A 20,762-nucleotide genomic window follows, 5' to 3' on the forward strand; every position below is an offset into this window, starting at 1 on the left:
GGAACGATGAAGGTTGAGATAATTACAATTGGAGACGAGATTCTGATCGGGCAGATCGTAGACACGAATTCTGCTTGGATGGCGCAGAAACTCAATGATATTGGTGCAAAGGTCGAACGCATCGTCACTATCAGTGATGGTATGGATGCCATAATATCTGCTTTGGCCGATGCTGAAAAACGAAACGATATTGTGCTGATCACAGGTGGGTTAGGACCAACCAAGGATGATGTGACCAAGAAAGCACTGGCTAAGTATTTCAATTGCGGATTTACCTTTTATCCCGAAATAGCTGATCACATCGCAAGGTTATTTGCTCGTTTTGGTAGAGAAATGAGTGAACTGAACAGGCTTCAGGCTGAACTGCCGTCCGCTTGCGAACCGCTTCAGAACAATCAGGGCACAGCGCCCGGGATGTGGTTCGAGGGAAACAATACGGTATTCGTGAGTCTTCCTGGCGTGCCTTACGAAATGAAAGGCCTAATGCAGGATCACGTGCTTCCGCGAATCAAGGAGAAATTCAATTTGCCAACCATTCTGCACAAAACCGTGCTTACAATGGGAATGGGCGAAAGCTGGCTTTCCGAACGGATCTCAGATTGGGAAGATGCACTTCCAGCGGAAATAAAATTGGCTTACTTACCTTCTCCCGGAAGAGTTCGCTTGCGGTTATCAGCGTATGGTTTGGACGAAAAGAGTTTGGCCCAAAAGCTTCAAGAGGAAGTAGATAAGTTAATTCGACTGATTCCCGAACTGGTTTATGGTTTCGATAATGACACGATTGAATCAGTTGTTGGAAATCAGCTTCGCGAGAAAGGAAAAACAGTAAGCACGGCAGAGAGTTGTACGGGTGGACTAATTGCTCACAGGCTCACATCCATTTCAGGCTCTTCAGACTATTTCATTGGTTCAATTGTTTCGTATGCAAACGAAGTGAAAATGGACGCGTTGGGCGTTTCGGAGCAGCATCTCATCCAGTTTGGAGCGGTTAGCGAACAGGTCGTGTCGCAAATGGCAGAAGGAGTGAGGGTGAAAATGAATACGGATTATGCGATTGCCACCTCTGGAATTGCCGGGCCAAATGGTGGAACGGACGAAAAACCAGTGGGAACAGTTTGGATTGCAGTAAGTGGTCCGAATGGAACCAAGGCTAAGAAATTCCTATTTGGGCAGAACAGAGAGCGCAATATTGAGATAAGCGCCAACACCGCTTTGAACATGCTTAGAAAGGAACTTGAAAGAAGTTGATGTTTTGAAAATAAAATATTTACATTTGCACCCCGAAATTAAGAACACACTAAGTAGAAAGAGCCATGTCTAAGGTTTGCGATATAACAGGAAAAAAGGTAATGGTGGGAAATAACGTTTCTCACTCTAAACGAAGAACAAAACGTACGTTTCTTCCAAACCTATTCAAAAAGAAATTTTTCTTGCCTGAAACTGGAGAGTGGATCACATTGAAAGTGTCTGCATCTGGTCTTAGAAACATTACCAAAAAAGGTACTGAGGCAGCTATTAAAGATGCACGTGCTAAAGGCTTTCTGAAATAGGACTCAATCATAAATTATGCTAACGCTGCCATCAGGTTTATACTGATGGCAGCGTTTTTATTTCCTTTAAGTCCATGCGACACGTTTCTATAGTACTTCTTCTCATCCTAAGCAACTTTGCTCAGGCACAGGAATTCACCTTGGCTGATACTTTGCGAGGTACGCTTTCGTCCATCCGTTCCTGTTATGATGTGACCTATTATGACCTACAACTTAAGGTCGATGTTGAGGCACGTACCATTAGCGGTGTCAATCATATTCATTTTAAGAATGAAGCTGATTTTGATAGTCTTCAGATTGATCTATTTGAAAATATGCTGATTGATAGCATTGTTTATAAGAGTCAAAAATTGAAGTTCAATAGAATGTTCAATGCTGTTTTCGTGTCGTTTCCTTCTAAAATGAAAACGGGTGGAAACGGAGTTGTTTCGGTCTACTATCATGGAGAGCCGATTGCTGCAAAAAATGCCCCGTGGGACGGAGGTTTTGTCTGGAAACAGGATGCCGCTGGCAATCCGTGGGTTGGCGTGGCTTGCGAAGGAACAGGGGCAAGTCTTTGGTGGCCAAATAAGGATCATTTGTCGGACGAGCCAGATAGCATGCGCATCAGCTGCGAAGTTCCAAAAGGATTGATGTGTGTCGCAAATGGAGAACTGGAGGAAACTATTGAGAAATCAGAAGCGGCTGTGTGGCAATGGAAGGTCAGTTATCCGATCAACAATTATGATGTCACCTTGAATATTGCTGATTATGCGCATTTCGCAGATGAGTATCAAAGTGTGAATGGAGAAAAACTGAAGCTTGATTATTATGTATTGCCAGAGCATCTCGAGCAAGCAAAAGTTCAGTTCAATCAAGTTTCCGAGATGATGAATTGCTTTGAGCAGGCGTTTGGAGCGTATCCTTTTTTCAAAGATGGTTATGCGCTTGTAGAGACTTCTTATTTGGGAATGGAACATCAAGGGGCCATTGCTTACGGAAATCGCTTCATGCCCGGTTATTTAGGCCGTTTTCCGGCCGATATGGATTTCGATTACATCATTATTCACGAAACGGGGCACGAATGGTGGGGTAATAGTGTGAGCATGAAGGATGCAGCCGATATGTGGATACATGAAAGCTTCTGCACGTATTCAGAAGCTGTATTTGTGGAGTGTAAATACGGCTACGATAAGATGTTGGATTACTTGATCTACCAGCGTAATTTCATCAATAATCGAACTCCGATTTACGGGATTTACGGAATGAACCATGAGGGAAATGGAGGAGACATGTATTACAAAGGCTCTTGGATGATACATACGTTCCGAAATGTGCTGAATAATGATTCGCTGTTTCGTACCATTCTAAAGGGAATTGCAGAGGACTTCGCGTATCAGACGATTGACGGAGAAGCGATCATCGCTTATGTCAATCAGCGCACGCATTACGATTACTCACCATTTTTTGATCAATACCTGAAATTTGCTGAAGTACCTGTGTTGGAATCCCGTTGGGATAAAAACAAACTCGAATTGCGGTGGAAGGCGGAAGCGAAAGGATTCCGAATGCCCGTTATTTATGAGATCTCTTCTGATCTTGCGCAAAAGCGTTTGTTGGTGACCAACGAGGAATGGACTTCAGTTCCAATGTCAAAAAAGGAATTCAAGAATCTCAAATTCCGAGACGACCTGATGCTGTATTTGAAAAAATAACGAACCACAGCTCGTAGTCAGAGTAGCAATTCTTTTGCTATCCTGTAGAGAAGCTAGAGCAAAAAAAAATCCCCACCGAATTTCGATGGGGATTTTTTATGATTAGAGCTCTAAGGCTTATTTCATTCTCTTTTCCTTAATACGGGCTTTCTTGCCAGTAAGGTCTCTTAGGTAGAATATTTTCGCTCTACGAACCACACCGTGCTTGTTAACAGTGATAGACGTAAGGTTAGGATTGCTCATTGAGAAGATACGCTCAACACCAACACCTCCAGAAATCTTGCGGATGGTGAAAGTTGCAGTAGCTCCTGAACCGCTTTTTTGGATGATCACACCCTGAAAACGTTGCGGACGGGTCTTTTCACCCTCACGGATAAGGTATTCAACAGTGATAGTATCGCCAGCTTTGAATGCTGGTGCATCCAGCTTTTTGCTGTAGGTATCTCGTACGTGGTTAAGTATTGCGTCCATGCTTTCTTTAATATCTGTCCCAAAATTTGGGAGCGCAAATGTAAATAATTAGTTTCTAGATGCAAGTCGTTTGCTTGAAGAAAAATCGTAGGAATTTTTAATAGCGGTTTGTTCGTAGAATTAAAGTTCAAGGTTAGCGATTCATGGAATGCAAACTCCGCAAACTTTATCACTTATCAACGCTATCAACTTTCATCCAAATAACCCGGTCTTCGTTCTTGCGTTCGCTTCAAAGCCTGTTCGTGCCGCCAATCATCCACCAGTTTGTCGTTTCCCGAAATGAGCACATCTGGCACTTTCCAACCTTTGTATTCTGCTGGACGAGTGTAAACCGGTGGCGCAAGCATTCCATCCTGATGGCTGTCGAAAAGGGCAGAGGTTTCGTCTGAGATAACGCCCGGAATGAGCCGAATGATGGCATCGCAGACCACAGCCGCGGCCAATTCGCCACCCGTGAGGACGTAATCGCCAATGGAGATTTCTTTGGTGATGAAATGTTCGCGAACGCGCTCGTCAATGCCTTTGTAGTGGCCGCAAAGGATGATCATGTTGCCTTTTGAGGACAAGCGATTGGCCATTGGCTGGTCGAATTGCTCACCATCGGGTGTCATGTAGATTACCTCATCGTAATCGCGTTGTTGTTTGAGTGCGGAAATGCAACGGTCAATTGGTTCAATGGTCATGACCATGCCAGCACCGCCACCAAATTGGTAATCATCCACTTTTTTGTGCTTATCCAACGTGTATTCACGTAGGTCGTGGAATTCAATTTCTACCAAGCTTTTATCCTGAGCACGTTTGAGAATGCTGTGGCTGAATGGTCCCGAAAGCAGTTCGGGATGTATGGTGATGATGTCGAAACGCATTTGGTGTGCAAAACTAATCAACACAAAATCCTACAAGAAAAAATCGTGTTCTACATTTGTTTCAAATTCTGAATTATGAGCGACATCAGACACAATTGGACGAAGGACGAGATATTGGAGATCTATAACCGTCCGCTGATTGATTTGATATATGAAGCGGCTAAAGTGCACCGCGAGCACAACGACCCGAAGGAGGTGCAAGTGAGCACGTTGCTTTCGATAAAGACAGGTGGTTGCCCAGAGGATTGTTCGTATTGTCCGCAGGCGGCCCGCTACCACACGGATATTGAGAAGAATGATCTGATGAGCGTGGAGCAGGTTCGGAAGGCGGCTCAGGATGCGAAGGACGGTGGTTCATCGCGGTTGTGCATGGGCGCTGCGTGGCGGAATGTGAAGGACAACGATGAGTTTGATCAGGTGTTGGACATGGTGAAGACGGTGTACGACATGGATATGGAAGTGTGCTGCACGCTGGGAATGGTGACCGAAAACCAGGCGAAACGCTTGGCGGCCGCTGGTCTGTATGCATACAATCACAACGTTGATAGTTCGGAAGAGTATTACAAGGAAGTGATTTCCACACGTGGATACGAAGACAGATTGGAGACCTTGAGCAACGTGCGTAAGGCTAAACTGACGGTTTGTTCGGGCGGAATTATCGGAATGGGCGAAAGCCCTGAAGACCGCTGCGGCATGCTACTGACGCTTTCGTGCCTGAATCCGCATCCTGAAAGTGTGCCGATCAATGGACTTGTTCCGGTGGAAGGAACACCTTTGGGCGAGCAGGAAATCGTTCCTATTTGGGATATGGTTCGGATGATTGCTGTGACGCGGATAGTGTTGCCAGACACTACGGTTCGTTTGTCTGCGGGAAGAACACAAATGACAGATGAAGGTCAGGCGCTGTGCTTCTTGGCCGGTGCAGGTTCCATTTTTGCGGGAGATAAACTACTTACTACGCCAAACCCTGAGTTTAATCGGGATATGGCTTTGTTCAATGCCTTGGGATTGACGCCAAAAGCTCCTTATAAGAAAGGTGACAAGCCGCAGGTGGACGAGGAAGCGTACAAGACGCGCCCTGAGAACGCTGAGAAGATCAAGTGGTCTCGACCTGGGCATACGATTGAAAAGAACGTAGCGGCTGCGAATAAGGCGAAAACCCCAAGCGCATAAACTGTGGAGCAGTTGGACGGACTAGTTGCGGCCAAACTCGCACAACGCAAAGAGCAGGGCACGTTCCGTAGCCTCAAAACGGTTGAAGGTCAGGTTGATTTCACTTCGAACGATTATCTTGGATTTGCGCGCAGCCAAGAGCTGAAAAGACGCATTTCTGAAGCAGAAAAGCAGTTTTCTGAAACAGGGGTTGGTTCAACGGGTTCGCGCTTGCTGACGGGTAATTCGAAGCTGGCTGAGGAAGTGGAAAGGCAGATTGCTGATTTCCATCATGCGGAAACCGCGCTCATTTTCAATTCGGGTTATGATGCCAATGTCGGGCTGTATTCTTCGCTCGGCAGAATTGCCAAGTATATCGTTTATGATGAGTTGATACATGCTTCGGTGCATGACGGTATGCGTTTGTCGCGAGCCGAATTGAAACCGTTCGAGCACAACGATGCGGAAAGTCTACGGTCGGTTCTGTCTGAATTGGATGGTGCGACCATGGTTGCTGTGGAAAGCGTTTATAGCATGGATGGCGACCTCGCTCCATTGGAAGAACTGGCAGATGTCTGCAAGGAATTTGATTCGGCATTGATCGTTGATGAAGCGCATGCGGTTGGACTGTTTGGAGAGGGCAGAGGCAGGGTTTCGGAATTGGGTCTGGAGCATGAAGTTTACGCCCGTTTGGTGACCTTTTCTAAAGCGCTCGGATGCCATGGAGCAACGGTGCTTTGCAACGACAATCTCCGGCAGTTTTTAATCAATCATGCGCGGTCGCTCATCTTCTCAACATTTACCTCAAATCACTCGCTTTTAGCTGTGAAATGCGTGTATGACATGCTGTCAGTTAATGATTATAGTAATTTGAATATCAGTCATTTGATTACGTTATTTAATCAATCAATGAAAGATGTGTCAAGCGTTCAGCAGATTGGAGGTGAAAGCCCTATTTTGGGTGTCATTGTTCCAGGAAATGCGGAGGTTCGGGCAGTTGCGGCAGCCATGCAAAATGATGGTTTTGATGTGCGTCCGATCGTCTCTCCAACGGTCCCGAAAGGCACCGAGCGCATCCGTATTTGCTTGCATGAATTCAATACCGAAGCAGAGGTGAAAGGGTTGATTGCATCGCTTCAAAATGCCATTGGAAATGTCAAGTAAAGGCTTGTTCATAACAGGTATCGGGACCGATGTTGGAAAGACCGTTGCAGCGGCTATCATCACCAAAGCATTGGAAGCGGATTACTGGAAACCTGTTCAGTGCGGTGACTTGGATAATTCAGACAGCATTAATATTGCACGATTAACTGGGCTGAAAACACTTCCTGAAGCGTATCGACTGCAAGCGCCTATGTCGCCACACGCAGCGGCTGAATTGGAAGGAATTGAACTCAGGATTGATGAAATCGAGCTGCCTCAATCGGACAATCTGATTGTAGTTGAAGGTGCTGGAGGTGTGATGGTTCCACTAAGTTCAACGGAAACCTATGTTGATTTGATGGTCAAATTGAGTTTGCCCGTTGTGCTCGTGACGCGTCATTATTTGGGAAGTATCAATCACACCATGCTGAGTTGGAAAGCGCTGAAAGAAGCAGGTTTGAACGTGGTTGCATTAATCATCAGTGGAAAAGCGCACGAAAGCACAGAAAGCTATTTCGCAACGCAGATAGATATTCCGTTTATTCGGATAAATGAATTGGAGGAATTTAGTTCAGAAACGATTGGCACGGAAGCACAGCGATTGAAATCAAGCATAAAAGCATTGATGGCATGAGTGATTGGAGAGAAAACGACCGCAATGCTGTTTGGCATCCGTTCACAGCTGTGAATACGGATACGGTCAATGTGCCGATCGTGCGTGGAGAAGGAGTATGGTTGATCGATGCGGATGGAAAACGTTACTTGGATGCAATTTCCAGCTGGTGGGTTAATCTGCACGGACATTGCAATCCGTACATCGCGAAGCGAGTGGCGGACCAGGTAATGAAACTGGAACATGTGATGTTTGCTGGCTTTACTCATGAGCCGGCAGTTGAATTGGCAGCACGCCTCTTAGAGAAAATGCCTAATCAATTCACTAAAGTTTTCTATTCCGATAATGGCTCCACAGCAGTTGAGGTGGCGCTGAAAATGTCCTTCCAATATTGGTTCAATCAAGGGAAACCAAGGAGGAAGGTGATTGCATTGGAAAATGCCTATCACGGAGATACTTTCGGAGCCATGGCAGTAGGGGGAAGGGGTGTGTTTTCCAAACCCTTCGACCCGTTTTTGTTTGAGGTTGAATTCATTCCAACACCGGCTGCGGGAAAGGAAAGTGAGTGTTTAGATAGATTGTCTCAAATAATTGAAAAAGAAGAAGTTGCTTCTTTTATTTGTGAACCGTTAGTGCAAGGAACGGCTGGGATGCAGGTCTATTCTCCTGAGGTTTTAGATAAGATGATTTCCATGTGTCGAGACAAGGGAATTATCATTATTGCAGATGAGGTGATGACGGGTTTTGGGCGCACAGGAACCCTATTTGCGATGGATCAATGTGAACAGAAACCAGACCTGATTGCACTGAGCAAAGGCATCACGGGTGGTTTTCTTCCTATGGGCGTTACCGTCTGCACGGACGAAATGCATAATTCATTCTGGTCAGATGATGAAGCAGGGAAGATGAAAACCTTTCTACACGGCCATTCCTACACAGCTAATCCGTTGGCTTGTGCTGCAGGATGCGCCAGCCTTGACCTGATGGAAAAGGACGAAACATGGGTAAATATCAGACGGATTGAACGACAGCACTCAGAATTCGCCATGGAAGCTGCAGAATTGAGCGGTGTGGCTGCCGTTCGTCACAAAGGTGTGATTTTGGCCATTGAGTATGAAACACGCGCTCAGACGGGCTATTTCAACTCCCTGCGTGACCGTTTATATGATTTCTTCATGGAGCGCGGCATCATTCTCCGTCCGTTGGGAAATATAATCTACATCATTCCGCCATATTGTATCACGGAAGAAGAGCTAAATTTGGTTTATCAGGCAATTCGTGAATTCAAGCTATGAGAACACTTCTTCAGCCAAGTGACTACGAGTATGTTTTGACCCGCTTAAACGCGTTAAACGGCTCAGAAACCCGATTGTGGGGTACGATGACTGAAAGTCAGATGTTGCAACATTGCCGGAAGCAAATTGAAATGGCATTGGGTCAAATTCCAACTAAGCCATTGTTTCTACGACCAATTCAATGGCTGACTAAGATCAGCTTCGGTTATTACATCCCGTGGCCCAAGAATTTGATCACTGCTCCAGAAATGCTGGCTAAAGAGGATGTTTTGTTCGATACTGAGCACGAAAAACTCCTTTCACTCATTTCAGAATTCATGGAAGCGACCGAGCTCTTTCCGCATCCGATTTTCGGAAATATGACCAAAGAAGATTGGTCGCTCATCATTTACAAGCATCTCGACCATCATTTGCGGCAGTTCGGAGTTTAATTCACGTTCCGCTTCTTCAACCACTCATCCCAAGGCGTTCGTTTGTAGGCGTTTTCGGCCAAGTATTCCAAGATCGGTTGGATGGTTTCAACATTCAAATAACCAGAAACAGGTTGGATCATATTCATGCTTTCATCCAAGAAAACCGTTGTCGGGTAGCTCATTTTGCCTTGAAGCAATTCGTTGGCAATCTCATGATACCCGCGCCTTCCGTTCGGCACATACTCGTACGTTTTACCTCCAATCGTGATCGGTTCACGCTGTTCAGCATCCAATTTCACTGCGTAATAGTGCGCGTTTATGTATGCTACAACTTTCGGATCACTGAAAGTAGAAGCGTCCATTTTCTTGCACCAACCGCACCAATCCGTGTATACGTCAATCAGAATCTTCCGTGGTTCAGTTCTTCTCAATTCGTCTGCTTTCTCGATAGAGATCCAATTGATTCCTTCCTTCGTTCCAGCCGTTTGTGCGAAAGTTTGCACAGCGGAATTGAACAGTAGGAATAAGCTCAGGTAGGTAAGTTGAAACAGTTTCATGACGCAAAGTTAGGTTTTGATGATCTTAACCATAATCATACCGTAATCTGCGCTTAACGCACTGAAAGACTGTTGGTTATTCCTTTGTATAAACCTACACCAAGGGCTTCATGGTCCGAGAGACGAGAGCAGTCATTCCACCGCATCTTCACTCTTCCTGCCGAAACAGGACCGAACAAACGACCCCTCAGATTTTAGGTTCATCGGTCATAAAATCAACCACCATGTTCCATCTCAAACTAAAGACGCTTTCGCGTCTTTTTTTATTCACCATCATTCGCAGCGCATTCCGCTTTGCCAAGAAATACGATATGCCCACAACCATAAAGACAAGTAATGAAATTTGAAGAGAGACGAACTGTTGAAACTGTGATCATCAGCGATACGCACCTTGGCACATACGGCTGCCACGCAGAAGAATTGGTGCGTTACCTGAAAAGCGTGCGACCCGAAAAACTGATATTGAATGGCGATATCATCGACATCTGGCAATTCAGTAAGAGTTATTTTCCGAAAGATCATATCCGCGTCATCAAAGAGATCATGAACATGCTATCTAAGGGCGTTCAGGTCTATTACATTCCTGGTAATCACGATGAATTTGTGAGGAAATTCTGTGGACAGAAGATCGGAAATCTCTACATCGACAATAAGGTTGTGTTGGAATTGGACGGTAAAAAATCATGGATTTTTCATGGCGATGTATTCGATGTAAGTATGCGTTATTCGAAGTGGATAGCTAAATTGGGTGGACAGGGTTACGACCTGCTGATTCTCTTCAATCGCTTCGTAAACCGATGGCTCCAAAGGTTTGGAAAGGATAAGATTTCGTTGTCGAAAAGAGTGAAGGATAGCGTGAAGGCTGCGGTTAAACACGTGAATGATTTTGAAGCGACAACCGCGCTGATAGGTATTTCGAATGGCTACGATAACGTGATCTGCGGGCACATTCACAAACCGATCATCAAAACAATAAAGGGCGAAGACGGGCAGATCACTTACATGAATAGTGGAGATTGGATTGAGAATCTGACATCGCTCGAATACAACGAGGGTGAGTGGAAGCTTTATCGCTACGAAGAAGACGCAGCATTAAAGGATTATAAACTTGAACCAGATCAGGCGATGGAGCTGAGTAGTCAGGAAATTCTATTCGGATTGATTGAGGAATTCAGCTTCAAACGCGCATGAAAATACTTTACGCCATACAAGGAACGGGCAACGGCCATCTGAGCCGTTCGATGGAGATCATTCCGCATTTGCAGAAGCGCGGCCAAGTGGATGTGCTGCTAAGTGGAAACCAATGCGAACTGAAGCTTCCGTTCGAAGTGCGCTACCGTTTTCACGGATTGAGCTTCATTTTCGGGCAAAAAGGTGGAGTCGATTTCGTGAAAACCTACAATAACAACCGCGTCAGGCGATTTATGCGCGAAGTGAATTCGTTAGATGTGTCCAGTTATGACCTCGTCATTTCTGATTTTGAGCCAGTCTCATCTTGGGCGTGTTTTCTGGCCGAAAAACGATGTATCGGATTGAGTAATCAGGCTGCTATTCTTACTAAAGATGCGCCCGTTGCCGACAGCGATGACCTCATTGGTAAGTTCATTCTGAAGAATTACGCGCCTGTTTCGCAGGCTTATGGATTTCACTTTCAGCGCTACAATCCGAGCATATTTACGCCCATTGTTCGGCAAGAAGTGCGCGAACTCAAGGTTTCGAACAACGGACATTACCTCGTTTATCTGCCAGCTCATAGCGATGAGCGCATCATCAAGGCCTTGAAGAAATTCCCTGAAGTGGAATGGCAGGTTTTTTCCAAACATGGAAATGAAGACCTGACAGAAGGGAACATTTGGCTTCGCCCGATCAATAATTCGCAGTATCTCGAAAGTCTTGCGAGTTGTGCAGGATTGCTCTGTGCTGCTGGATTTGGAGCAACCACCGAAGCACTTTTCCTCGGTAAGAAACTGTGTATCGTACCGATGAAAAAACAGTTTGAGCAGCAATGCAATGCGCTGGCTTTGAGTCAGATGGGAATTCCGAGCATCAAATCACTCAAGGAGAAATGGCTTGACCGTTTGCGTTTGTGGCTCAACGAGGAAAATCCGATCCGCGTGAATTATCCAGACAATGCAGAAGAGATTGTGAATACGATTCTCCGAAACGAGATTCTTGATGCGCCAAATCCAAGGGAAAAGCGTTTGATGGCGGGGTTGACAGCTACTTGATAACTCATCAGCGCGATTGGCTTGAAAGCCGGCATTACTTCAGTGCATTCTGTATTTTCGGCAGTCTAAGCATACCCAATGAAGATCAGAAAAGTACTTGTTGCCAATCGTGGCGAAATAGCCATTCGTATTCTGCGTGCCTGTGTTGAATTGAAACTGCGAACCGTTGCGGTTTACACCTTCGAAGACCGTTACTCGTTGCACCGTTACAAGGCTGATGAGAGTTACCAATTAGGCAAAGACACGGAGCCGCTAAAACCGTACCTCGACATTGAAGAGATCATCAATCTCGCTTTGGAAAAGAACGTGGATGCGATTCATCCAGGTTATGGTTTCCTTTCAGAGAATGAGGAGTTCGCAAGAAGATGCCGTGAGAACGGAATCGTTTTTATCGGTCCGGAGCCGGAAGTTATGGCCCAATTGGGAGACAAGGTCGCAGCCAAAAAAGTGGCCAAAAGTTGCGATGTACCGATCATTGAAAGTAGCGAGAAAGAGCTGACCGATGTGAAGATCGCCATGGCAGAAGCCGAAAGAATCGGATTTCCGTTGATGCTGAAAGCCGCTTCTGGTGGAGGAGGCCGCGGAATGCGTGTGATTCGAAAGGCAGATGAACTTGAAAATGCATTCAGCGAAGCAAAAAGAGAAGCAGGTAGAGCCTTTGGCGATGACACGGTTTTCCTAGAGAAATTCATTGAAAATCCGAAGCACATTGAGGTTCAGATCGTTGCAGATAACGAAGGCAATACGATTCACCTTCACGAACGCGATTGCTCGGTTCAGCGCAGATTCCAAAAAGTAGTGGAAGTTGCCCCGGCAATGGGTTTGAATCAAAGCGTGCGCAAGCGGCTGTTCGAGTACGCCATTAAGATTGCCAAAGCAGTCAAATACAACAACGTTGGAACGGTGGAGTTTCTCGTTGATCCGAAAGGTGAGATCTACTTTATTGAAGTAAATCCTCGAATCCAGGTAGAGCATACCGTGACCGAAATGGTCACAGGAATCGACATTGTGAAGCTTCAGATTCGCATTGCGATGGGCTACAAATTGTACGAAGATGAGATTGCGATTCCAGACCAATCAGCAATTTCTGTAAATGGATTTGCCATTCAATGTCGCATCACGGCCGAAGATCCTGAGAACGATTTCAAACCCGATCACGGCACGCTTTACACTTATCGACCAGCGGAAGGCTTCGGCATTCGACTTGATCCAGGAAGTGTTTATTCTGGTGTTCGCATCAGTCCGTTCTTCGATTCGCTGTTGGTGAAGATCTGTGCTCACTCAAGAACATTGGATGGCGCAGCCAGAAAGATGACGCGTTGCTTACAGGAGTACCGAATCCGAGGCGTTAAGACGAATATTCGTTTCGTAGAGAATATTGTCAATCACCCTGTTTTCATAAAAGGCGAGGCAACTGTCAATTTCATTCCTGATCATCCAGAGCTTTTCAAGTTTGTGAAGCCGCGCGACCGTGCCACCAAGATTGTGAAGTTCTTGGGAGAAATCACCGTGAATGGAAATCCGGATGTGAAGTTTACCGATGATAAGAAGGTGCTTTTGAAGCCGATTGTGCCCGAATATAAGCGATTTGGCGCATATCCGAAGGGAACAAAAGACCTACTCAACGAGCTTGGTCCAGAGCGTTTTAGCGAGTGGCTGCGAAAGGAAAAAGTGATTCATTACACCGATACCACCATGCGCGATGCGCATCAATCGTTGTTCGCAACACGAATGCGAACCTATGATATGATGCGTGTGGCGGAAAGCTATGCGAAGAACCATCCTGAGATTTTCAGTTTCGAAGTTTGGGGCGGAGCGACCTTCGATGTGGCGTTGCGCTTCTTGCACGAAGATCCGTGGGAACGTTTGGCTGAACTTCGAAAAGCCATTCCAAACACGCTTTTGCAGATGTTGATCCGTGGTTCAAACGGAGTTGGATACAAGGCTTATCCCGACAATATGGTCGAGAAATTCGTGGAGAAATCGTGGGAAACCGGGGTTGATATCTTCCGCATTTTCGACAGTCTGAACTGGATGAAGGGCATCGGTCCCTGCATCGAATATGTGCGTTCGCGCACCGAAGGAATTGCCGAAGGCGCCATGTGCTACACGGGCGATATTCTCAATCCTGCAAGGGGCAAGTATACGCTCGAATATTACTTGCAACTCGCCAAGGACATTGAGAACGCTGGAGCACACATTCTCGCCATCAAAGACATGGCCGGATTGCTCAAACCCTATGCCGCAACGGAGCTTATCACTGCGCTGAAAAACACCGTGAAAATTCCAATTCATCTGCACACGCACGATACATCTTCACTTCAACCTGCCACGTACTTGAAGGCAATTGAGGCTGGAGTTGATGTTGTGGATGTAGCGCTCGGTTCCATCTCAGGATTGACATCGCAGCCGAATTTCAATTCCATTGTGGAAATGATGCGTTTCCACGAGCGCGAGAATCCGATTGATATTCATCGATTGAATGAATTCTCTAACTATTTCGATAATGTTCGTGATTACTATTATCCGTTTGAAAGTGGCTTGATGGCGAGCACGGCCAGCGTTTTTCAGCACGAAATTCCTGGTGGACAGTATTCCAATCTGAAGCCACAGGCCGTGGCACTTGGTTTGGCGGACAAGTTTGAGGAGATCAAACTCATGTACGGAGAAGTGAATGAACTTTTTGGTGATGTGGTGAAAGTCACGCCTTCGTCAAAAGTGGTTGGCGATATGGCATTATATCTTGTTTCCAACGGTTTAACCATTCAAGACGTGCGCGAAAAAGGGGACACGATTTCGTTTCCAGAAAGTGTGGTCGATTTCTTCAAAGGAAATCTCGGTCAGCCAGTTGGTGGATTTCCAAAGGACATTCAGAAAATGATCTTGAAGGATGTGGAACCGTTCACGGATAGACCGAACAGTCATCTGGAACCAATTGATTTTGACAAAGGTTTTGCTGAATTCAAGAAGAAGTATGATTCAACGCTGAAGTTCACCGATTACTTGTCTTGTCTCATGTATCCGAAGGTTTTTGAGAATTACTACAAGCAGAAACAGCTTTTTGGCGACCTAAGCAAGATTCCAACAGGCAATTTCTTCTTCGGAATGAAGCTGCGCGATGAGACTTTGGTGGAGATCGGTGAAGGAAAGAACATCATCATCGAGCTGCTTTCTGTCGGACCTGCGGATGACAATGGTATGCGCACGCTTTTCTTCCGCGTTAATGGTATGACGAGAAACATCGAAATTCTCGACAAAAGCTTGAACATCGTCAAAATTGAGCACGAAAAAGCTGCGAAGGAAGATCCATTGCAGATCGGAGCACCACTTCAAGGCTTATTGAGTAAGGTGTTGGTGAAGAAAGGGGAGAAGGTCAAAAAGAACCAGCCATTGTTCATTATTGAAGCCATGAAGATGGAAACAACTGTTACGGCTACTGCGGAAGGAACAATCAAACGAATCGCATTAGACGATTCTACCTTGGTGGAGTCAGACGATTTGGTTTTGGTTCTTGGTTAATTATTTGCGTAAGAGGCAAATGGCCTCAACGCATCCAATTCTCGGGCGACTTTCTGTTCCCAATAGGCCTGTTTTTCCTTGTTCAAGCTATGGTTGCTTTCGCTATCATAAGCATCTTGATACGCCACGAATTCCTTGTAATTCCGATGGTAGTATTCCTCAATGTGTGAATTCAATTTCTCGCAATCATCTCCGAATTTGGCTAATTGCTGTCGCAGCTTCCGAACAAACAATTCCGTAATGTCGAAATGCAATTGTTCGTGACGAAGTAGATAAGTAGACTGCCGATCTTTCGTCCAACTTTTGTGCGGGTTGAAAAAGCATTTGACCACAGCTTCAGAGGATTTTCCATCGCATTTCAGTTCAATAGACATGCCGCTGTCTGTCAACGCCTCATTCGGAGAAAGCTTTTTGGGCGAACCCTTAAAGTCAGACCACTTCAATCTGCTTCCTTCAGTCCATTCAATGCAATCTTTGCACTCGTGTTGCTGACCTGCGACCTTTTCTCCAAGTCCAATCAGTAGAAAAAATGAAAACAATATTGGTCTCATGGGCCTTAACTTCGTACGCAGATTAAACTGAAAATGGTTCAACTTATTACATCCGTGATCACTGGCTCCGAAGAACGGCCAATGTTGGTCGATCTCCGCTTTGATAATCAGATTTCAAACCAAGCGGTTATCGTGTTTGTTCACGGGTTTAAAGGTTTCAAGGATTGGGGACATTTTGCGAAAGTGGGCGAGGAATTAGCGAAAGCTGGTTTCGCGTTTGTCAGTTTCAATTTCACGCATGATGGAACAACTGTAGATAATCCAGTGGATTTCGCTGATCTCGAAGCATTTGGCAACAATAACTACCACAAGGAACTGCACGATACAGAGCAGGTGATCAACGCTATTTCCGATGGTTCGCTGTTTCCTGGATCGAAGTTTGATCGCGACCGGATTTTCCTTCTTGGACACAGTCGCGGAGGTGGAATTTCCATCATCAAAGCAAGCGAAGACGAACGCGTAAAAGGGCTTGTTACTTGGAATTCGATCGGTGATACGAAACGCACACAGGCTGATTTTGATGTGTGGATGCGCGATGGAGTGATCTATATTCCGAATGCGCGCACCAATCAGCAAATGCCGATGTATTATCAGTTTGTAGAGGATTATTTTGCGCAGCAAGAACGCTATGATCTGGAGCAAAGCTGTGCGAATATCAACGTTCCATCGCTTTTCATTCATGGAACAAATGATCAGACCGTTCCTTTTGAATATGCTCAGAAGCTCAACGATTGGACGCCCAATTCTGATCTACTCGCGATTGAAAATGGCGATCACACTTTCGGAGGAAAGCATCCGTTTACGGAAGATGAATTGCCTGTGGACACTCAAACGGCTATTGCCGCAACCATCAAGCATTTGAAAGCAATTTCGTAGGAGTTTTTCGTGACGAAACCTAAGATTTCAGAACGTCTAAAAGTGGCTTGGTAGCTCCTTCCCAGCTGAAATGAGTTCTTACTAACTGATGTCCTTTCTCAGCAATTTTATTCGCTTTTTCTGAATGATTGAGTAGATGAATGATGTGCGCAGCGTATTCTTCGGCCGAACGCGCAATCAAGATTTCTGAATCGGGTTTTGCCTGTAAAGCATTGTTTGCCAATGTCGATGTCACGCACGGAATACGCATGGCCATAGCTTCGAGTAATTTATTCTGAAGGCCAGTTCCGATCATCATAGGCGCTACAAAAACCTTCGCTTTCGCATAGCAATCGCGGATATCATCTACCCAACCTGTTACCTCAGAAAAATCAGAAGCAAGTTCTTTAACCTTTTGATCGGGACGAGCGCCTGCCAACATCAATTTGGCATTCGGAATTTCCTTCCGCACAAGCGGCATGACTTCCTTTTCAAGAAAAACAGCACCTTCTACATTTGGCGGATAACCCATATTTCCAGCAAAAAGTACGTCAACCGTTTTTGCTTCCGAGCTAGGCGAAAAATCTTCTAATGCAACCCCGTTTCTCACAATGGTCACGTCATTCCGCTGCTGAAACGGAAGTTGATCTCTGTCCTGTTCGGAAATGATGGTGCAATGGTCGAATTTCTTGAAAACCGCTTGTTCATATCGATTCAATCGTCTCAACTCTGAACTTAAAATCGGCTTCCAATACCACGGATCGGTTTCCAATCTCCGTTCAATTCCTTTCGAAAATGCATCTTGAAAATCAATCACCTTTCGAATTTCATTCTGATTTTCCACATACTTGGCGGTGCGTAGTAATTGGCAGTAAATGGCTTCAGGTTTCCAACGGTCAATACAATCTTGAACACGTTTTTGAGCACCAGATTGATAGAAATACGCTACTTGAAATGGTTCGGAACCGAATACGGAAAGACCGAGATTTAACAGCTGATTGAACTTGGAAATGCGGATGGTTTCCATTTCGGTGCAATACTGTTGCACTTCAGCGATCCAACTGGGCTCAAGGTCTTCTTCATGCAGAGCGCAAAGAAAAATCTGATGGTGCTTGGAAAGTATGCGCAACTGATGGAACGCGCGCAACTTATCGCCTTTTTCAAGCGGATATGGAAAGCGCGAAAGAAGAACAAAAAGGCGCAAATCGGTCAATCAGAGATTTGCGTAAAAATAGGTCAATTTTGAACTGAGCTTCTTTTGGTCAAAGACGGAGGAGGCAAGCTTTCTGGCATTTTTTCCGATCTGCACGATCTGATTCGGATTTTCGCTGAGAAACCTCAGTTTCAATACAAACTCTTCAGGAGTGTTCGCAATCAGTAGGTTTTCGCCATCGGTGTATGGAATGCCCTCGGCACCCGCGCTGGTCGATAGAATCACTTTTCCCATTGCCAATGCTTCCACGATCTTGATACGCATTCCGCTTCCCGAAAGCAGTGGAACAATAGCGATGTTCTTGCGCTTCACAAATTCCTGAACCGAATCGATCTGTCCATCGATCTTCAGCTTTCCCTTTGATAGTTTGAGCAGATGCTGTGGCATTTTACGTCCTGCCAAATGGCATTCAATATCAGGAAATTCAGCCTCAATTACGGGCCAAACATCATCCAAAAACCAGTTGATTCCCTCAATATTCGGTTGCCAATCCATGGCGCCTACATGGTACAGAGACAGCGGATGTTTGCTCAAGGTATCTGGTCTGATGGCATCTACATTGAATCCGATAGGGATCACTTCAATTGGACAACTCACACCGATCTCTTCAAATGCTTGCTTGTCTTCTTCTGTGATGGAAATGATACCATCGACCAACTTCAGCACAGCGATCTCATAGTTCTTGAGCCGAGTTGCAAGCAGATTCAAATACCGCTTTTTGATGCCGATGACTTCATTTTTGGCAAGCTGCTCCCAAATTCTGAACTCGATATTATGAGCTCGAACCACCACTTTGGCTTTGGAGTGCTTTCTGATCGTTTCCACATAAGGCGTGCAGAAAATGCTTTCCAAGTGAATGACATCGAACTCGGTTTCTTTTAGAATGCCTGTTAATTTGGCTTCGAAAGTCTCGCTGAAAAAGCGTTCTACGTTATACGATTTCGAGTTGAAAATATTTAGGAATGCCTTCAGTGGTTTCAGTCGCGTATCCATCGGAATGGCTTCCATCTTGGTCTTCGCAAGTATTTCTGAAGGAACTTTTGAAGCATCAAACGGATGTTTGTGTGTACTCATGCAGATCACTTTCACCGAATGACCTGCCATCAGCATGCTTTCCGTCATGGCCGCCATTGCCATGCAGCCTCCATCCACCTTTGGGTAAGGCGGCTTAAGACAGACCTGAAGTATTCTCACTAGGATTGATTTTTCTGGAAAGTGCAGCAAATGCCGTCTTGAATGGTTTGATGTACGATTCCCATTCAAATATTTTGGAATCGGTGGTTGCCTTGTAGGTCAGGAATAATCCAACAGGAAGCAACACGAATGAAGAAAGCCACATGCCTTCAAAAACAGTCCACATTCCTTCTTTCGCGAATTTTTCGCCCGTTATCGAAAGCAGGTAATAAATAAGGAAGAAGACAATGGCGAAGACGGTTGGAAGCCCCAGGCCGCCTTTTCGGATAATGGCTCCAAGTGGAGCACCAATGAAGAATAGAATGAGGCACGCGATGGAAAGCGTGAATTTGCGATGGACTTCTATCCAATAGCGATTGACACGCGTAGTTCTTGCCTCAATGTCTTCCTTGGCGGAATGAGCATATGAGCGCGTGCTTCGGGCCATGTTCAAAGCAGCTTCCACAATTCGTACATGTTGTGCTTGATTGAACATGGAAAGCGCGGAATTATAAGGTTTCACTTTCGAGCTTACCGCAACGCTGTCCGTTTGAATGTATTTGAAGTTCCGTTTGATATTGGTGTAAAAATTAACCTTGCGTTCCACAAGGTTCTGCTTAAGTGTGTCGATGTTCTCGGTTAGCTGACCAAGACTCTGCATCTTGTAATTATCCTTGAAAATCTCCTCGTTGCTCCTTCGCATCGAAAATTCGGACATGTCAAAACGAATTACTTCTTTCTGAAACTCGTTCCGCATGTGCGGATAAGTGATTTCATTTCGGCTACGGTTATCCTGTTGTTCGTAGCTTTTACCGCTGAAAAGAGTGAGCAATAGGTATCTGTCGCCCTCAAATTCCATTCGGCCAGAATCGGCCAAAATCACCTTATTGTTGCCCTTGTTCTCGGTATGATCGTAGATCAGTACATCGTAAAGTGACTTTTCATTTTTCCCTTTTGAACCAACGCGGATCGAGTAGTTGTCAATTCCCTTGTAGAAAATGCCAGGACGAAGATCCATTGTCGGCTTTTTGTGCCTGATATCGTACAGCAGCGTGCCCATTTTGAGGTTGGCAATGGGCAAAAGATTATTTGAGAAATAGAAAGCCAAGCCACTGATGAAAATGGAGAATACGATGAGCGGATACATCACTCGTCCAATGGAAATTCCAGCAGAACGAAGAGAGACCAATTCGTAATGCTCGCCCAAAGAGCCCATCGTCATGATGGACGAAATGAGCACAGACAAAGGAAGCGCTAAGGAAACCAAACTGGCCGAAGCGTAGAACATCAACTCCGCAATCACAATCCATTCAAGACCTTTTCCTACCAGGTCGTCAATGTATTTCCAAAGGAATTGCATGAGAAGAACGAACAGCGAAATGAAAAAGGTCATGACGAACGGCCCCATGTAAGACCCCAAGACCAATTTGTGCAGTTTCTTCAACTTCGATTCGCTTTAAACGCCAAAT

The 20,762-nt window shown here is 45.4% G+C and carries 19 protein-coding genes; 12 read left to right on the plus strand and 7 right to left on the minus strand.

Features of this window, described 5'->3' with window-relative positions; genetic code table 11:
* Positions 1-6: 6 nt before the first annotated feature.
* The 3 genes from K9J17_08340 (at position 7) to K9J17_08350 (ending at position 3,244) form a co-directional block, all read left to right on the plus strand.
* Positions 7-1,248: a competence/damage-inducible protein A gene (locus K9J17_08340; protein MCF8276728.1), complete on the plus strand. Its 1,242-nt coding sequence runs from the start codon at positions 7-9 to the stop codon at positions 1,246-1,248.
* 65 nt (positions 1,249-1,313) lie between these two features.
* Positions 1,314-1,550 (plus strand): 50S ribosomal protein L28, encoded by a 237-nt coding sequence (rpmB, locus tag K9J17_08345; protein MCF8276729.1) that lies wholly within the window; start codon positions 1,314-1,316, stop codon positions 1,548-1,550.
* A 74-nt stretch (positions 1,551-1,624) separates the two neighbouring features.
* Entirely contained in the window at positions 1,625-3,244 is a 1,620-nt protein-coding gene (locus K9J17_08350; protein ID MCF8276730.1) for a M1 family metallopeptidase, read from the plus strand.
* 117 nt (positions 3,245-3,361) lie between these two features.
* On the opposite strand, the gene rplS is transcribed toward K9J17_08350, so the two are convergent.
* Positions 3,362-3,715, minus strand: coding sequence for a 50S ribosomal protein L19 (rplS, locus tag K9J17_08355; protein MCF8276731.1), 354 nt, complete (start codon positions 3,713-3,715; stop codon positions 3,362-3,364).
* A 185-nt stretch (positions 3,716-3,900) separates the two neighbouring features.
* Positions 3,901-4,581: a tRNA (guanosine(37)-N1)-methyltransferase TrmD gene (gene trmD, locus K9J17_08360; GenBank protein MCF8276732.1), complete on the minus strand. Its 681-nt coding sequence runs from the start codon at positions 4,579-4,581 to the stop codon at positions 3,901-3,903.
* A 75-nt stretch (positions 4,582-4,656) separates the two neighbouring features.
* Here trmD and bioB point away from each other — a divergent pair, with 75 nt between their 5' ends.
* From bioB to K9J17_08385, 5 genes are read left to right on the plus strand one after another with little or no spacing between them, the layout of a single operon-like run.
* Positions 4,657-5,754: a biotin synthase BioB gene (gene bioB, locus K9J17_08365; protein ID MCF8276733.1), complete on the plus strand. Its 1,098-nt coding sequence runs from the start codon at positions 4,657-4,659 to the stop codon at positions 5,752-5,754.
* Between the two features lie 12 nt (positions 5,755-5,766).
* Entirely contained in the window at positions 5,767-6,897 is a 1,131-nt protein-coding gene (locus K9J17_08370) for an 8-amino-7-oxononanoate synthase (protein MCF8276734.1), read from the plus strand.
* Positions 6,887-7,510, plus strand: a complete 624-nt coding sequence (bioD, locus tag K9J17_08375) for a dethiobiotin synthase (GenBank protein ID MCF8276735.1) — start codon at positions 6,887-6,889, stop codon at positions 7,508-7,510. The genes K9J17_08370 and bioD overlap by 11 nt, the downstream gene beginning before the upstream one ends.
* The gene (bioA, locus tag K9J17_08380) at positions 7,507-8,784 is read left to right on the plus strand and encodes an adenosylmethionine--8-amino-7-oxononanoate transaminase (protein ID MCF8276736.1); all 1,278 of its coding nucleotides are present in this window, start codon (positions 7,507-7,509) and stop codon (positions 8,782-8,784) included. Before bioD ends, bioA begins: the two co-directional genes overlap by 4 nt.
* A complete protein-coding gene (locus tag K9J17_08385) occupies positions 8,781-9,215 on the plus strand; it encodes a DUF1569 domain-containing protein (GenBank protein MCF8276737.1) in 435 nt (144 codons plus the stop codon). The genes bioA and K9J17_08385 overlap by 4 nt, the downstream gene beginning before the upstream one ends.
* Here K9J17_08385 and K9J17_08390 read toward each other — a convergent pair.
* The gene (locus tag K9J17_08390) at positions 9,212-9,754 is read right to left on the minus strand and encodes a DUF255 domain-containing protein (protein ID MCF8276738.1); all 543 of its coding nucleotides are present in this window, start codon (positions 9,752-9,754) and stop codon (positions 9,212-9,214) included. The two genes, K9J17_08385 and K9J17_08390, sit on opposite strands and share 4 nt — an antisense overlap.
* 336 nt (positions 9,755-10,090) lie before the next feature.
* Here K9J17_08390 and K9J17_08395 point away from each other — a divergent pair, with 336 nt between their 5' ends.
* The 3 genes from K9J17_08395 to K9J17_08405 all read left to right on the plus strand — a co-directional run bounded on the left by K9J17_08395 (position 10,091) and on the right by K9J17_08405 (position 15,501).
* Entirely contained in the window at positions 10,091-10,945 is an 855-nt protein-coding gene (locus K9J17_08395; GenBank protein ID MCF8276739.1) for a UDP-2,3-diacylglucosamine diphosphatase, read from the plus strand.
* On the plus strand, positions 10,942-11,982 hold the full coding sequence (locus K9J17_08400) for a glycosyl transferase (protein MCF8276740.1): 1,041 nt from the start codon (positions 10,942-10,944) through the stop codon (positions 11,980-11,982). Before K9J17_08395 ends, K9J17_08400 begins: the two co-directional genes overlap by 4 nt.
* A gap of 78 nt (positions 11,983-12,060) precedes the next feature.
* Complete coding sequence (locus K9J17_08405; GenBank protein MCF8276741.1) at positions 12,061-15,501, plus strand: pyruvate carboxylase; 3,441 nt, start codon at positions 12,061-12,063, stop codon at positions 15,499-15,501.
* Here the strand turns inward: K9J17_08405 and K9J17_08410 are convergent.
* Positions 15,498-16,052 carry a DUF922 domain-containing protein gene (locus K9J17_08410; GenBank protein ID MCF8276742.1) on the minus strand — a complete coding sequence of 185 codons (555 nt, stop codon included), beginning with the start codon at positions 16,050-16,052 and terminating at the stop codon, positions 15,498-15,500. The two genes, K9J17_08405 and K9J17_08410, sit on opposite strands and share 4 nt — an antisense overlap.
* A 33-nt stretch (positions 16,053-16,085) precedes the next feature.
* Here K9J17_08410 and K9J17_08415 point away from each other — a divergent pair, with 33 nt between their 5' ends.
* A complete protein-coding gene (locus tag K9J17_08415) occupies positions 16,086-16,928 on the plus strand; it encodes an alpha/beta hydrolase (protein MCF8276743.1) in 843 nt (280 codons plus the stop codon).
* A gap of 19 nt (positions 16,929-16,947) precedes the next feature.
* Here the strand turns inward: K9J17_08415 and K9J17_08420 are convergent, their stop codons facing one another.
* From K9J17_08420 to K9J17_08430, 3 genes are read right to left on the minus strand one after another with little or no spacing between them, the layout of a single operon-like run.
* Positions 16,948-18,120 carry a glycosyltransferase gene (locus tag K9J17_08420; protein ID MCF8276744.1) on the minus strand — a complete coding sequence of 391 codons (1,173 nt, stop codon included), beginning with the start codon at positions 18,118-18,120 and terminating at the stop codon, positions 16,948-16,950.
* The gene (locus tag K9J17_08425; GenBank protein ID MCF8276745.1) at positions 18,121-19,314 is read right to left on the minus strand and encodes a glycosyltransferase family 4 protein; all 1,194 of its coding nucleotides are present in this window, start codon (positions 19,312-19,314) and stop codon (positions 18,121-18,123) included.
* Positions 19,289-20,737, minus strand: a complete 1,449-nt coding sequence (locus K9J17_08430; protein ID MCF8276746.1) for an LptF/LptG family permease — start codon at positions 20,735-20,737, stop codon at positions 19,289-19,291. The genes K9J17_08425 and K9J17_08430 overlap by 26 nt, the downstream gene beginning before the upstream one ends.
* Positions 20,738-20,762 lie beyond the last annotated feature (25 nt).

The sequence above is a fragment of the Flavobacteriales bacterium genome (assembly GCA_021739695.1).
GTDB lineage: Bacteria > Bacteroidota > Bacteroidia > UBA10329 > UBA10329 > UBA10329.